This window comes from Ruegeria sp. BHSA162, assembly GCF_059613385.1.
Window position 1 is genome coordinate 1 of the sequence record NZ_JBXWSK010000085.1, and the last position, 13,973, is coordinate 13,973.

Consider the following 13,973-nt stretch of genomic DNA (forward strand, 5'->3'; position numbering starts at 1 on the left):
GCCTTGCGCAGGAAGTCGGCGTCATACTCGGTCCAGGCACCGGCCGAGACGAGGTAGTACTCGTTCTCTTTCAGCCGCACGATGGTGTATTCGGTGCGGGTGGTGCCGTGGTCTGTCAGCGCATAGGTCAGGTTGATGCGGCCGACCTTGGGCAGCTTGTTGCAGGTGAACCAGTCGAGGAACTGCGTGGCGCCGGGGCCCTTGACGACATGCTTGGTGAAGGCTGACGCGTCGATCAGGCCGACACCGTTGCGGATCGCATTGGCTTCTTCGACGGCATACTGCCACCATCCACCACGGCGGAAACTGCGGCTTTCCTTGTCGAAGTTGTCGGAGGCATCGACCGGGCCAAAATAGTTGGGGCGTTCCCAACCGTTAACCCACCCAAACTGCGCGCCACGGGCTTTCTGACGATCATAAGCCGGAACGGTGCGCAACGGACGGCAGGCCTCGCGCTCTTCGTCCGGGTGGTGCAGAATGTAAACGTGCTCGTAGCACTCTTCATTCTTGCGCGCGGCGAATTCGGTGGTCATCCAGTTGGACGAATAGCGTTTGGGGTCCAGCGAGGCCATGTCGATCTCGGCTTCGCCATCGACCATCATCTGCGCCAGATAATAGCCGGTGCCGCCGGCGGCGGTGATGCCAAAGCTGAACCCTTCGGCCAGCCACATATTGCGCAGGCCCGGCGCCGGGCCGACCAGCGGGTTGCCATCAGGCGTATAGCAGATGGGACCGTTGAAATCGTCCTTCAGGCCGGACTCGGCACAGGACGGGACACGCTCGGCCATAGCCATGTACTGATCGGCGATCCGGTCGAGATCCAGAGGGAATAGATCAGCGCGGAAACTGTCGGGCACACCGTATTCGAAACGTGCCGGGGCACCGTGCTCGTAGATGCCGAGGATCCAGCCGCCGCGCTCTTCGCGTGCGTAGGATTCGTTGTCGGCGTCGCGCACGACCGGGTGTTCCGGATTGCCGGCTTCACGCCATTTCACCAGTTCCGGATCCTTGTCCATGACAATGAAGGTATGCTCGACCGGGATCGCGGGCATCTTGATGCCAAGCAGCTTGGCGGTACGCTGGGCATGGTTTCCCGAAGCGGTCACCACGTGCTCGGCGGTGATGACCACCTGCTCGTCACTCGGGACAAGGTTGCCACCCTTTTCGACCATCTTGGTGCAGGTGACTTCCCAATGGGTTCCGTTCCAATGGAAGGCATCGGCCTGCATCTTGCGCACGATCTCGACACCGCGCTGACGGGCACCCTTGGCCATCGCCTGGGTCACGTCGGCCGGATTGATGTAACCGTCCTCGGTATGGTAGAGCGCGCCTTTCAGATCCGAGGTTTCGATCAGCGGCCAGCGATCCTTGATCTGCTCGGGCGTCAACCATTCATATTTGACGTCGCAGGTCTCGGCAGTCGAGGCATAGAGCATGAACTCATCCATGCGGTCCTGCGTCTGCGCCATGCGCAGGTTTCCGACCACCGCAAACCCGGCGTTCAGGCCGGTTTCCTCTTCCAGCGTCTTGTAGAAATCCACCGAGTATTTGTGGATATGGGTCGTCGCATAGGACATGTTGAACAGCGGAAGCAAACCCGCGGCGTGCCAGGTCGAACCGGAGGTCAACTCGTCCCTCTCGATCAGCATGACATCATCCCAGCCCGCCTTGGCCAGGTGATAGGCTATCGAGGTCCCAACGGCGCCGCCGCCGACGACCAGTGCTTTGACTTGGGTTTTCATACGCCCGCTCTCCGGATTGAGTCTGTTTGGCAAGGTTTATGCCGAACGAGACCAATCAGCGCCAAGTCCATCCGACGCAAAACAGTGCAAAACCGACCTGCCGTACAAGTTGGGACGCGAATCCGCGAACAGGCACGCACCAACAGCCGATGGTTGCGTGCGCTTTCCCGGCCTGGTCAGACGATCTTGCCGGGGTTCATGATGTTGTCAGGATCCAGCGCGGCCTTGATCGCCGCCATGTACCGGGTCGCATCCCCAAGTTCCCGGACCAGATACGGTTTCTTGCCCTGCCCGATTCCATGCTCACCCGTGCAGGTCCCGTCCATCGAGATCGCCAGATCATTGAGCCATCCGACAAACTGACTGGCCCGCGCCACTTCGTCGGCATCGTCCATGTCTATCAGCACCAGCGTGTGGAAGTTTCCGTCCCCGACATGACCGACGACCGGGGCCAGCAGATCCAACTCGGCTGCCTTGTCCTGAGCCATGGTGACGCATTCGGCCAAGCGCGAGATCGGGACGCAGACATCCGTCGAGATTCCACGCGCTCCGGGCCGAAGCTGGAGGGACGCCCAATACATGTCGTGCCGCGCCTGCCAGAGCTTGGACCTTTCTTCCGTGCTGGCCGTAGCGACAAAGCCGGTGCCGCCAAAATCCTCGGCGATTTCGCCAAAGGTTTCGGCCTGCTCCGCTGCGCCGGCCTCCGAGCCATGAAACTCGAGCAGAAGCAACGGCGTTTCCGGCAGCTTCAGCCCGGAATACGCGTTGGCCGCCTTGACCGACATCGCGTCCAGCAGTTCGATCCGGGCAACCGGAACGCCGAATTGAATGGTCGTCATCACGGCCTGACAGGCCGCATCCACCGTCGGGAAAGAACACCGGGCCGAGGTAATCGCCTCGGGGATGCCGTGCAGTTTCAGAGTCAGTTCGGTAATGATGCCCAGCGTGCCCTCGGCACCGACAAGCAAGCGGGTGAGATCGTAGCCGGCCGAAGATTTTTTGGCCCGGTGACCGGTACGGATAATTTTGCCATCGGGCATAACCGCCTCGAGGCTCAGGACATTGTCCTTCATCGTTCCATAGCGAACCGCATTGGTACCCGACGCTCGGGTCGCCGCCATCCCGCCCAATGAGGCATTGGCTCCGGGATCAATCGGAAAGAACAGCCCCTTGTCGCGCAGATGGGTATTCAAATCCTCGCGGGTGACCCCGGGCTGCACGACGCAATCCAGATCACCTTCGTTCACGGCCAAGACCCGGTTCATCTGGCCAAGATCGATGCAAACGCCGCCGGCCGGCGCGTTCACGTGGCCTTCCAGCGACGTTCCGGTGCCGAAAGGGATCACGGGAACCTTGTGCGCCGCACAGGTCTTGACGATGTCCGAGACCTCTTCGGTCGAATTGGGAAAGACCACCGCGTCCGGGCTTTGGTTTTCAATCCAGGTCGTGGTGTGCCCGTGCTGCTCGCGGACCGAAGCGCCGGTCTGCAACCGGTCCCCGAACCGCTGTTTCAGAATGCTGATGGCGGTGTCGATCCCCGCCGCATTGCGGAACAATGCTGTCGCTTCAACCATGGCAACCCTCCCTTGGCGCAGTGGCGCAGGCCCAGACAATGACTAGAAGGCCCACGCCACAGGAGCAATACCCATACGCTCCGACGTGATCACTCGCCCAGTGCGATCCCTTCTCGACGGGGATCGGCTCCGCCGTGCAGACCGTCGCGGATTTCGATGGCATGAAGGCCCGAGGTCAGATCCCGCGCGTTCACTTCAAAGCCCAGCTCGCCCAACATGTCCGCAAAGCCTTCGGCGCTTGTGCCGACCTCGACATCATAGGTCCCGAAACGGTTCACCAGATGAGGAAGGGCGACCGCCTGCTGGACGTCCATACCCCAGTCCGCCCAGGCAATGATAGACTTTGCGACATAACCGATGATCCGGCTGCCACCCGGAGACCCGATCGCCAGAATCGGAGACCCGTCTTGCATGACAATCGTCGGGCTCATTGAGGAACGGGGGCGTTTGCCCGGTTCGATCCGGTTGGCAATCGGAACCCCGTCCCTGTGGGTCCGGAAGGAAAAGTCGGTCAGTTCGTTGTTCAGCAGAAAGCCGTTGGTCATCAGACGCGAACCAAAACCGTTCTCGATTGTCGTGGTCATCGAAAGCACGTTTCCATAGGCGTCCACGATCGAAATATGGGACGTCGACGGCAGTTCGATCGAAGCATCGTCGGCCCAGTTCAGCGCGTGGTCAAACTCAGGATTTCCCGGCGCAACCTCGGTCAATGCCCCAGCGTCATTCAGCAACGCGGCACGCTCGGCCAGATAGGCCGGATCGATCAGGCCCTGCGTCGGCATCGGAATGAAATCACTGTCGGCCATGTAGCGACCGCGATCCGCGAAGGCCAGGCGCGAGGCATCGCCGATCAGCCGCCACGCTTCGGCGCTTTCGGGACCCATCCCCGCCAAATCGTAATTGTCGAGAATGCCAAGGATCTGCCCAACCGTCAGCGCGCCCGAGGACGGCGGACCCATCCCGCAGACCTCATAGCTGCGATAGGTGGCACAGATCGGCTCGCGCTCAATCACCTGATACAACGCCAGATCAACTCCGGACAGAACCCCCGGGTTACCCGGAGCGTTTCGGACAGTCCGCACGATGTCAGCCGCGATCTCTCCTCCGTAAAAGCTTGCAGCCCCTTCGGACGCCAGAACGCGCAGGGTTTCGGCATAGTCTGGGTTGGTGAGGCGCTGACCCTGGGCCAGCGGCTCGCCGCCCGGCAGGAAGTAGTTGGCCGTGTCCGGGAAGCGTGCCAGACGTTCAGCGTCGGCCTGAATCAAGCCCGCCAGCCGGGGTGAAACGACAAACCCCTCGTCGGCCAATCGGATACCATCCTCGAACAGACCGGGCCAGGGGCTACGCCCCCAGCGCCGATGGGCTTCCTCCAACAATGCAGGCGTGCCGGGTGTCCCGACCGAAAGCCCGCCAACAACCGCGTCGAAGAATTTGAGCGGCTCGCCGTTTTCGTCTTGAAACAGGGTCGGGCTTGCCTCTCTCGGCGCGGTTTCTCGCCCATCCAAGGTGGTCAGGCGTCCGCTGGCCGCGTCGTACCAGACCAGAAAGGCACCCCCGCCCAAACCCGAGGACTGCGGTTCGACCAGGCCCAAGACAACCTGAACGGCGACCATTGCATCCGCTGCCGTTCCACCGGCAGCCAGAATCTTGGCACCCGCCTCGACGGCAAGCGGGTTGGCCGCCGCAACCATCCAGGTTTTAGCTTTGACGGGCACACCGTCGGCCTTGGCCTTCAGCGCGGCGATCACCTCGTCGGTCAAGGCCTGAACCTGACCGTCGGATGCACCCTCGGGCGCGACCTCATCGGCGGTTTGCTGGGCAAACACTGGGCTCGCCAGGGTCAGCGCGCAGGCCACAACAGTAGGGAACCAATTGGAGCACATAATAAACCTCCTTATCCAAATACTGATTCTGACAGTGCACGGCACCGTACTGCCCCGCAACCATGTGCGGGGACGACCGCCAAAGACGGCAAAGCTCTGCCTTGCAAACAGCAGGAGCCCGTATGCCTTGGCGTGTTCTTACAGCATCGCGGGAACGACCTGATCAGGCGGCCGGTGCCCGTCTTCAAACGTCTTGATATTGATGATGACCTTTTCGCCCATCTCGATGCGACCCTCGAGCGTCGCCGACCCCATATGCGGCAGCAGCACGACATTCGGCAGCTGCCGAAGTCGGGGATTCACGTCGGTTCCGTGCTCGTAGACGTCCAGCCCGGCACCGGCGATCTCGCCCGCCCGGATCATCCGCGTCAACGCGTTTTCGTCCAACACCTCGCCCCGCGACGTGTTCACGATGACCGCCGTCGGCTTCATCAGCTTTAGACGTCGCGCGTTCATCAGATGAAATGACGACGGCGTTGATGGGCAGTTGATCGAGATCACGTCCATACGCGCCACCATCTGATCGAGGCTTTCCCAAAAGGTCGCCTCAAGATCCTGTTCTATTTCGGGACGCAACCGGCGGCGGTTGTGGTAGTGGACCTGCATTCCGAAGGCCCGGGCGCGGCGCGCGACGGCCTGTCCGATCCGCCCCATACCCAGAATGCCCAGACGCCGGCCTCCTATCCGCCCGCCAAGGAATGCCGTCGGCGCCCAGCCGGTCCAGTCCCCCTTTTGCATAACCGACAGACCCTCGGGAATCCGACGGGTTACGGCAAGGATCAGCGCCATCGTCATGTCGGCGGTATCGTCGGTCAGAACACCCGGCGTGTTCGAGACCAGGATGCCGCGCTGACGGGCCGTCGCGACATCGATATGGTCGACACCGGCGCCATAATTCGCAATCAGCCTCAGCCGCTCTCCGGCTTGGCCCAAAACACCCGCGTCGATCGTGTCCGTGATCGTCGGAACCAGCACATCGGCCTGTTTGACCGCCTCGACCAACTCGTCGCGCGTCATCGGTGTGTCGGTGTCCCGCAAACGGACGTCGAACAACTCGCTCAGACGTGTCTCGACCACTTCGGGCAACCGTCGCGTTACAACAACACTCAGACGTTCTCTTGGCACTTCAGCCCTCCTACCGCTTTGCATTCCGATGCGCGTCATGGCATCGTGGCGCAGGATCAGTCGGGGCACAAGAACCCCATGGGCATCGCTCCAACCTTTTTTGAAACACGGCAGACAGGCAAATCAGCGGGCAGGCAGTGAGTGCTTTCTTGAGGGCGAAACGCCCAGTTCTGGCATTTCTAATCACGCTTCTGTTCCTGACAGGCGCAATCGCGCACGCGCAGGAAAAACGCGGGCAGGTGACGAACCTGCCTTTGCCGCGCTACGTGTCGATGAAGGCGGCCGAGGCGAACGTACGCCGCGGTCCTTCGCTGACTCATCGTGTTGACTGGGTGTTCAAGCGACGCGGCATGCCACTTCAGGTGACGGCCGAATATGGCAACTGGCGCAAGGTTCAGGATCGCGACGGGGCCGGCGGATGGGTCCACTACGCTTTGTTGTCAGGTGTCCGCACGGTTCTGATTGAATCGGACATGCTGCCGGTCTACGCCAGCCCCGATCCCAAATCCCCGGTCAACGCTCATTTCGAAACAGGCGTCGTGGCCCGCTTGGGTACCTGCACGGTGGATTGGTGCCGCATTTCGGCCGGTGGCTATCGCGGCTGGACCCTCAAAAGCAATCTTTGGGGCGTGGAGCCCGACGAAATCCGGGAATGAGACCCCTGCTCAGGCCGTCTCACGGATGAAGGCAAGAACCGTTTCCGCAAGTTCCTGGGGCACGTCCTCCTGAAGGAAGTGACCGGCTTTCGGCAGCACAACATGGTTCTGTCCCGCCGCACCAGGGCAAAGTTTCTGAAAAACCCCGTTCACCCCGGCCATGACCCTGTCCTCAGCGCCAAAAGCCGTCAGGACAGGAGTTTGCAGACCGCGGATAACGTTCCAAGCCTGTCGGTTCGGTTCAGACTCGGGATCGTCGGGGCGGTCAGGCACCAACATCGGAAACTGTCGCGCCCCGGCCTTGTAACGATCGTCAGGGAACGGCGCGTCATAGGCGGCGACCTCGGCCTCGGTCAGCTTTGAAACCGTTCCGCCGTAGACGATGCGCCCGGCGCGGAAATCCGGCACCTCCTGGCTGAACTGTCGCCAGGCGGCAAACGCCTCGCCCAAGGGCTGGTCCCCGGTTGGCAAGGCCGTGTTGGCAACAACGACCCGGGCGAACCTGTCTGGCATCTCGGCCCACAGGCGCAACCCGATCAATCCGCCCCAGTCCTGACAGACCAGGGTGATGTCCCGCAGATCGAGTTGACGCAGAACCTCACCCATCCAGAAGACATGCCGTGCATAGGTATAGTCGTTGCGGTCGACGGGTTTGTCGGATCTGCCGAAACCCACAAGGTCCGGAGCGATGACCCGGTGACCCGCGGCAGCGACTGGCGGGATCATGTGACGGTACAGATAAGACCAACTGGGCTCGCCGTGCATCATCAGTACTGGAGCTGCCGCGCGCGGCCCCTCGTCCAGATAGTGGACCCGCAACGCGCCGCCTTCAGTATCATCCACCTCAAGGTAGTTGGGTGCGAAATCATAGTCGGGCAGATTTTGGAACCGTTCGTCCGGTGTGCGCAATGCCTTCATACTCTGATCTCCCATGGTTTTTTGACAGGCTAGCATTCCTGGCCCGCGACGATAGGGTGAACGTCACGACGCGACAAACCGGAGCCGCCATGAAAGCCGTCACCTACCAGACATTTGGGCCCGCCGCCGATGTTCTGTCCATTCAAGAACTACCGGATACACCCCCGGGCCCGGGCGAAGTGACCGTTGCGCTGGCCTATTCCGGAGTGAACCCTTCGGACGTGAAGGCACGTGCGGGGGCACGGCCCGGGATCACCAAACCGCCTTTCCCGGTGATTGTGCCGCACAGCGACGGATCAGGTGTCATCTCGGCTGTCGGGCCTGGGGTTCCGGACTCGCGGGTGGGTCAAAGGGTCTGGATCTGGAACGGCCAGTGGGGTCGTGCGTTCGGGACGGCCGCAACCCAAATCACCCTGCCCTCGGAACAGGCTGTTCACATGCCCGACACGGTCGCGCTGCAAACCGGTGCCGTCCTCGGCATTCCCGGCCTGACCGCCAGCCACACCGTGTTTTCCGGAGGCCCGGTATCGGGTAAAACCCTGCTTGTTCACGGCGGTGCAGGAACGGTCGGATTCCTTGCCGTCCAGTTGGCCAAATGGGGCGGAGCAAAGGTGATGGCAACAGCCGGTCCACGCAACTTCGAACGTGTGACAAAGGCCGGAGCCGATGCGGTACTGGATTACACGGCGCCCGATTTGCCCACACAGATCCTGGACGCCAATCAAGGGCTTCCGGTCGATCGCATCGTCGATGTGGAGTTTGGCCAAAACGTCGAAACCAACGTTGCAGTTATCGCCGAAAGCGGCAGAATCAATGCGTATGGCTCGGCGCAGAATATGACGCCGACGCTTCCGTTTTATCCGCTCATGTTCAAATCGGTGACGTTGGAAATGGTTCTGGTGTATCTGCTGCCGACCGATCTGCGCGACGAGGCGGTCGCGAACCTTCACAAAGCGCTGACCGACGGCGCGCTGAACTGCCCGATCCAAAAGGTCTATTCGATGGAAGACTGCGCCGACGCACACCGCGCGGTCGAGGCCGGAAACCGAACCGGAGCGGTGCTGTTGGAGACCAAGTAGATCGCCCGCAAAAAAATTTTCGCGGGTCTCGATTTTTTGCGGGAAAGCACTTGAACACCGTCACCAACAATCGTAGATAGCCGCTCACCGTTGGGGTGTAGCCAAGTGGTAAGGCAGCGGTTTTTGGTACCGTGTATCGTAGGTTCGAATCCTACCACCCCAGCCACTAAATCTCTGAATGCGAATTACCCATAAGCGTGCAAATTTCACTCGGCTCGTGCAAATCGATGTCAATAAGTTTGTCTACTCACACTGTGTTGAAGATTTGCCACCATCTGTGCATTTCTATTGAAAGCACAGAACGCTAGTTTTCCTCAGAAAATTGCTGCTGACTTTTTGTATCGAACCTCGGGTGGTTGATGCAAAGGCCGCGTCTAGGGTTCGCTCCAGATTTGTTGGTTCCGTTCCCAGATCTTCTCGCCAATCAGGCAGTCATAGTCTGAGGGTGCGATGTATTGCGCCTTCATAGCCTCTCCTATTGCTGGCGCTGACCCAATTTCCAGAACCAATTTTCGTCGTACGGCCTCTTTAAAGCCTTGCCAGTCAAGCACCGGGATTACGAATGAACCAGGTCCGCCCGTCACACAGTTCTGATAGTAGACATCAAGATCGTCGAGGTGCCACTGACTCCCCATACCTTCACGGGTCATCAGCGGTAACCCATTTATGGTGATCGACTTCGACAATACTGCCTCACGGGCTTGCAAAACCGGGCGACCCTGATTGTTAGGCCCGTCGCCAGATACGTCGATAACTTTACGCAGACCTTCGAATTTGTTCCCTTCGATCATCCTTGCACCGAAGATCAGGGCCTCAGAGATTGAAGTGCGGCGCAAGGCGGGATCGAAACGCGTGGTCAGAACACCCGCAAACTCATTCAGATCAGCGCGCGTTTCTAACAGCATCCAGTCAACAATAACGTCTTGTGTTCCCGCCCACTCGACGTATGTCAAAGCCACCCGTTGCAAAGGGCCCGACTGAACAGCGGCGAAGACTTCATCCGACATCAAGGCTGCGGCGTAACCCTGCCGCTGAATCTCGAGTTCTCGCTCAGTCATCGACCTTGAAACATCGACAAGAAGGGCCAGTTCCAGATCGACTTCAATTTTCTCAGACGCGACAGGAGTTGCCAAGAGAGAGGCAATTGCGACAATTGTCAGGAACAAGTTACGTAGCATCAGTTATCGGATGGCGCGATGCGCTGTTAAGTCAAGCTTCAAATGGTTGATCAAGTTTTTGTGGACAAATAGCTCTACAACACGACGGCTTGGTTCAATCGTTGAGGATACGAATGTCACTTCAGCGGAGTTACTGGTATCAGCCCGAAGCGGACCTTCACTATGAGCTTTGCACCCTCTGAGATGCGGACTTTGCGGCCGAAGAAATTTCTTGCACCAAGGTGCTGAGCCCAAAAAGCTAACAAATCAGACCGTTCCTCTAAGCCGATGTTTTTTCTATGGTTGGAAAGAAGTACCAAGCCGGGAGGTCTTAATGAACAAGCTTATCTCAGTAACGGGTGCCGTCTGCTTTGCTTTCACTGGAGCTTGGGCCGACGAACATACCCCGCCCAACATTCTTGTCATCATGGCAGATGACGTAGGTTGGGCGAGCGTCGGCGTTTACCATGGAGGTGTCAAAAGCATCGAGACGCCGAACTTGGATCGTCTCTCGTCAGAGGGTGCTCGTCTCACAGATTATTATGCCGAGCCAAGTTGTACTGCCGGTCGATCAGCTTTCATGACCGGACAATTGCCAATACGGACTGGTATGCACACGGTTGGACTGCCGGGTGATCCGATAGGTTTAAACCCAGATGACCCAACGCTTCCGATGTTCCTGAAAAAGTTGGGGTATACGACGGGGCAGTTTGGAAAAAACCACCTAGGCGACCTCAATGAGTTCCTACCGACTACAAAAGGTTTCGACGAGTATTGGGGTTGGCTCTACCACCTGAATGCTATGGAATATACGTCTGATCCGGATTGGCCAGACGACCCAGAATTCAACGCGCAATTTGCGCCTCGCAACATCATTCATTCATTTGCAACAGAGGAAGTAGACGAAACAGTCGACCCGCGATTTGGAAAAGTCGGGAAGCAGCGCATTATTGATGACGGGCCTGCGCCTCCTGAGCGCCAAAAGACTTTGGATGACGAAGTGACATCTTACACGAAGGACTTCATTTCTCGTGCAGTAGAGTCGGACACTCCGTTTTTTGTCTGGATGGCTCCAGCCCGTGCACACGTCTGGACTCACCTCAGCCCCGAATACGAAGATATGTTGGGCAATGGGCGCGGACTTCAGGATGTTGTCATGAAGGAGTTGGACAACAACGTTGGTAACGTTCTCAGCCACCTTGAGGATCTGGGAGTTGCCGATAATACCATAGTGATGTTCACCGCCGACAATGGCCCGGAAACACTGACGTGGCCCGATGGAGGTACGACACCGTTTCATGGGGAAAAGGGTACTACCTGGGAAGGTGGCTTTAGGGTTCCTGCGATTATTCGCTGGCCTGGCAAAATCCCTGAAGGACAGGTTTTGAACGGTATCTTCAGCGGCATGGATTGGATGCCAACACTTGTAGCCGCGGCGGGAGGCCCCACAGACCTAAGAGAAAAACTCTTAGAGGGTTATGAAGGGTACAAAGTACACCTCGATGGCTACAATCAACTATCTTACCTGACGGGTGAGGATGCAGAGAGCAATCGCCGCGAGCTGATTTATTATCAGGGTACGGATCTCCAAGCCGTACGCTACAACGATTGGAAAGCGCACTTTGTCGTTCAAAACCACGGCTGGTCAGGCCCGAAGGAAGAGTTGGTCGCCCCGCTGCTTTTCAACCTTCGCCGCGATCCTTACGAGAAAGCTGCGGAGGAAAGCGGGATGTACGTCCGCTGGATGGGCGAGAAAATGTGGGCATTCGGTCCAGCCGCCCGACTAGTGCAGGCGCATCTCGCTACCTTCGAGGAGTTCCCTCCGCGGGGGAAGCCGGTAGCCAATCAAGACCATGTTGAAGAACAGACATCAACCGAAGGCGGCATCTCTCAGTAGAAGAAGCGAGGCTTGCAATTCGCCTTTCTCACCGCAGCGTGGGCATCCGGTTCGGAACTTCGGATGCCCCAAAAAACCGACTAGGAATTTCGCAAAAAAGCGAAACCTCTACGAGAAGGAGTCCTCCATGAGTGCTAGATTGGTCCTTCTGCTTGCTGCCGTCGGTCTCATGCCAATCGCGTTATCATACGGTCTGATGCCAAGCAGTTCGATCCCAGTTTTGCTGGGATTTTCGGTGGAAGGAACGAACCAGACGCATGTCTTCCGTGCGATTATGGGACTTTACCTGGCAAACGCTTTGTTTTGGTTAGCGGCCGTGGTGAAACCAGATCTACAACGACCGGCGCTTTGGGTTCTTTTTTTGTTTATGTCGGGACTGGCCGTTGGACGCATACTAAGCATTCTTATCGATGGAGTTCCGAACGGGATACTTCTCTTTTATCTTGCGGCCGAGATAGCTTTTGCAGCTCTGGCGGCGGTTTCACTGAAAAAAGCACGATGAAACAGGAAGTGATAAGATGCTGTGGTTTTTCTTTGTTCTCTCCATGATTGCAACTTCATCAATTTCGACATCGGTTCTTGCACAATCGTCATCTGCCCAGAGTGCGGTGGACGAAAACTTCTTAGTGCTTGAGACTGCCGTTGAAGAAGCGGGAGCTACGCCAATCGCATCGATAGATCACGCGCGACTGGCCAAAGTCGAAGGAGTAGAAATGCCAGCGTCTCGTGTGCTCCTTTTCTCTGATCCAGAGATAAACACGCCCATTCTGAAAGAGAACGTGCGAGCAGGTCTGGACCTTCCTTTTCGCGTTCTTTCCTTCGATCAGGATGGTAGTCCACAGATCGCCTACACAGACTCTCAATTTCTCAAAGTCCGGCATGGGCTCACGGACGCTTCTTCATTGAGTGCGTTTCAGAGCAAGATGCTCGAAGTTCTAAACGACTTGGATGCGACACCAGCGCCGACCAACGGATTGTTTGCCGACTACGGGATCATCGAACTGCAAACTCTGCTCAGCGTACCAGAGGCAGTCGAACGTCTCAGGACAGCTGTCATGGGGCAGGACGATACTGTCTGGTTCGGTGAAATCGATTTTGCGACCGAAGCGTCCCAACTGGGGGTGGACCTGCCGGAGGCGGTACTTTTACTGTTCGGCGGACCAGCACCCGGTGGCGTGGCTATGGCGGGCTTTCCGGCAATTGGTTTGGATGCATTTTGCCAAAAACTATTGGTTTACGCGAATGAAGAAGGCGGCTCCGTAGTCATTTTCAATGACATCGCTGCTTTGGCTGAGTTGCACTACGGTTCTTCAGCCGAACCTCATCACGGTTTGAACAAACGGCTTACCGCAACATTTCAAAACGCAATAGAGTAGCCGCTGATAGGAAACCGCAATAGAAATCCTATATGGGATGGACAGCCTTCGCGCCCGGATCGAAAAACTCATCATCGAGCGTCTCCCCGGTCATGTTCTGTCAGCTGACGAGGTTGCTGTGGAACTTGGTTTGAGTCGACGCACGGTGACCCGCCAACTCGGTACAGAAAACACCAGCTTTCGCGAGGTGGTTGAGGATCTTCGGTTCGACCTCGCCAAGACCTATCTGGCCGATGGTCTCAGCATTTCAGAAATCGCTTTCTACCTTGGCTATGGAGATCATGCGGCGTTTTCAACGGCCTTCCGCCGATGGGCTGGCGTAAGCCCCCGAGACTATATGAAAGCACTGTAGCTACTTGGGTTTCTACCCCCCAAGATAGCAACAAACCCGGCGGGATTTGTCCCAACCGGGTTTGAGGCAGAAGGTCAGAAAACTCTGACCCAGGTTGGAAGGTGTATGCACCCTGGCTCGATGTATCCGCCAAAGGACAGGCGCCAAGGCTGATCACTCCGCTCCCCTGTCCGATGGATGGGAAGTTTTGGCTTCAGAATGCCCGTGATAACCT

The 13,973-nt window shown here is 58.0% G+C and carries 12 protein-coding genes and 1 tRNA gene; 7 read left to right on the forward strand and 6 right to left on the reverse strand.

Annotated elements, in window-relative coordinates; translation table 11 throughout:
- The 4 genes from AC2FM5_RS16845 to AC2FM5_RS16860 form a co-directional block, all read right to left on the reverse strand.
- Window positions 1-1,742, reverse strand: a 1,742-nt coding sequence (locus tag AC2FM5_RS16845; protein ID WP_496736971.1) for an FAD-dependent oxidoreductase, incomplete at its 3' end; no start/stop codon positions are given.
- A gap of 176 nt (window positions 1,743-1,918) precedes the next feature.
- Window positions 1,919-3,316 carry an FAD-binding oxidoreductase gene (locus AC2FM5_RS16850; RefSeq protein WP_170390686.1) on the reverse strand — a complete coding sequence of 466 codons (1,398 nt, stop codon included), beginning with the start codon at window positions 3,314-3,316 and terminating at the stop codon, window positions 1,919-1,921.
- A gap of 89 nt (window positions 3,317-3,405) precedes the next feature.
- Window positions 3,406-5,199: a gamma-glutamyltransferase gene (gene ggt, locus AC2FM5_RS16855; protein ID WP_496736973.1), complete on the reverse strand. Its 1,794-nt coding sequence runs from the start codon at window positions 5,197-5,199 to the stop codon at window positions 3,406-3,408.
- Window positions 5,200-5,337: 138 nt separating this feature from the next.
- Complete coding sequence (locus tag AC2FM5_RS16860; RefSeq protein WP_260063439.1) at window positions 5,338-6,324, reverse strand: 2-hydroxyacid dehydrogenase; 987 nt, start codon at window positions 6,322-6,324, stop codon at window positions 5,338-5,340.
- 182 nt (window positions 6,325-6,506) lie between these two features.
- On the opposite strand from AC2FM5_RS16860, the gene AC2FM5_RS16865 reads away from it, so the two are divergent.
- Window positions 6,507-6,980, forward strand: a complete 474-nt coding sequence (locus tag AC2FM5_RS16865) for an SH3 domain-containing protein (protein ID WP_260066315.1) — start codon at window positions 6,507-6,509, stop codon at window positions 6,978-6,980.
- Window positions 6,981-6,989: 9 nt separating this feature from the next.
- On the opposite strand, the gene AC2FM5_RS16870 is transcribed toward AC2FM5_RS16865, so the two are convergent.
- The gene (locus tag AC2FM5_RS16870) at window positions 6,990-7,898 is read right to left on the reverse strand and encodes a haloalkane dehalogenase (protein ID WP_170417419.1); all 909 of its coding nucleotides are present in this window, start codon (window positions 7,896-7,898) and stop codon (window positions 6,990-6,992) included.
- An 89-nt stretch (window positions 7,899-7,987) separates the two neighbouring features.
- On the opposite strand from AC2FM5_RS16870, the gene AC2FM5_RS16875 reads away from it, so the two are divergent.
- Both AC2FM5_RS16875 and AC2FM5_RS16880 read left to right on the forward strand, forming a co-directional pair.
- On the forward strand, window positions 7,988-8,977 hold the full coding sequence (locus AC2FM5_RS16875) for an NADPH:quinone reductase (protein ID WP_496736976.1): 990 nt from the start codon (window positions 7,988-7,990) through the stop codon (window positions 8,975-8,977).
- A 91-nt stretch (window positions 8,978-9,068) separates the two neighbouring features.
- Window positions 9,069-9,143: transfer RNA gene (locus tag AC2FM5_RS16880), tRNA-Gln, on the forward strand.
- Window positions 9,144-9,351: 208 nt separating this feature from the next.
- Here AC2FM5_RS16880 and AC2FM5_RS16885 read toward each other — a convergent pair.
- Window positions 9,352-10,155: a DUF1194 domain-containing protein gene (locus AC2FM5_RS16885; protein ID WP_496736978.1), complete on the reverse strand. Its 804-nt coding sequence runs from the start codon at window positions 10,153-10,155 to the stop codon at window positions 9,352-9,354.
- Window positions 10,156-10,468: 313 nt separating this feature from the next.
- Here AC2FM5_RS16885 and AC2FM5_RS16890 point away from each other — a divergent pair, with 313 nt between their 5' ends.
- The 4 genes from AC2FM5_RS16890 to AC2FM5_RS16905 all read left to right on the forward strand — a co-directional run bounded on the left by AC2FM5_RS16890 (window position 10,469) and on the right by AC2FM5_RS16905 (window position 13,759).
- Window positions 10,469-12,031: an arylsulfatase gene (locus AC2FM5_RS16890; protein ID WP_170382458.1), complete on the forward strand. Its 1,563-nt coding sequence runs from the start codon at window positions 10,469-10,471 to the stop codon at window positions 12,029-12,031.
- A 127-nt stretch (window positions 12,032-12,158) separates the two neighbouring features.
- Complete coding sequence (locus AC2FM5_RS16895; RefSeq protein WP_170382456.1) at window positions 12,159-12,533, forward strand: DUF4345 domain-containing protein; 375 nt, start codon at window positions 12,159-12,161, stop codon at window positions 12,531-12,533.
- A gap of 16 nt (window positions 12,534-12,549) precedes the next feature.
- Window positions 12,550-13,407 carry a DUF302 domain-containing protein gene (locus tag AC2FM5_RS16900; protein ID WP_170443620.1) on the forward strand — a complete coding sequence of 286 codons (858 nt, stop codon included), beginning with the start codon at window positions 12,550-12,552 and terminating at the stop codon, window positions 13,405-13,407.
- A gap of 37 nt (window positions 13,408-13,444) precedes the next feature.
- Complete coding sequence (locus AC2FM5_RS16905) at window positions 13,445-13,759, forward strand: helix-turn-helix domain-containing protein (protein ID WP_496736980.1); 315 nt, start codon at window positions 13,445-13,447, stop codon at window positions 13,757-13,759.
- Window positions 13,760-13,973 lie beyond the last annotated feature (214 nt).

What these genes read in the sequence shown, in the direction of transcription:
- AC2FM5_RS16850 (WP_170390686.1), bottom strand. Translation starts at nt 3,316, where the DNA reads ATGGTTGAAGCGACAGCATTGTTCCGCAATGCGGCGGGGATCGACACC.
- ggt (WP_496736973.1), bottom strand. Translation starts at nt 5,199, where the DNA reads ATGTGCTCCAATTGGTTCCCTACTGTTGTGGCCTGCGCGCTGACCCTG.
- AC2FM5_RS16870 (WP_170417419.1), bottom strand. Translation starts at nt 7,898, where the DNA reads ATGAAGGCATTGCGCACACCGGACGAACGGTTCCAAAATCTGCCCGAC.
- AC2FM5_RS16875 (WP_496736976.1), top strand. Translation starts at nt 7,988, where the DNA reads ATGAAAGCCGTCACCTACCAGACATTTGGGCCCGCCGCCGATGTTCTG.
- AC2FM5_RS16885 (WP_496736978.1), bottom strand. Translation starts at nt 10,155, where the DNA reads ATGCTACGTAACTTGTTCCTGACAATTGTCGCAATTGCCTCTCTCTTG.
- AC2FM5_RS16890 (WP_170382458.1), top strand. Translation starts at nt 10,469, where the DNA reads ATGAACAAGCTTATCTCAGTAACGGGTGCCGTCTGCTTTGCTTTCACT.
- AC2FM5_RS16895 (WP_170382456.1), top strand. Translation starts at nt 12,159, where the DNA reads ATGAGTGCTAGATTGGTCCTTCTGCTTGCTGCCGTCGGTCTCATGCCA.
- AC2FM5_RS16900 (WP_170443620.1), top strand. Translation starts at nt 12,550, where the DNA reads ATGCTGTGGTTTTTCTTTGTTCTCTCCATGATTGCAACTTCATCAATT.
- AC2FM5_RS16905 (WP_496736980.1), top strand. Translation starts at nt 13,445, where the DNA reads ATGGACAGCCTTCGCGCCCGGATCGAAAAACTCATCATCGAGCGTCTC.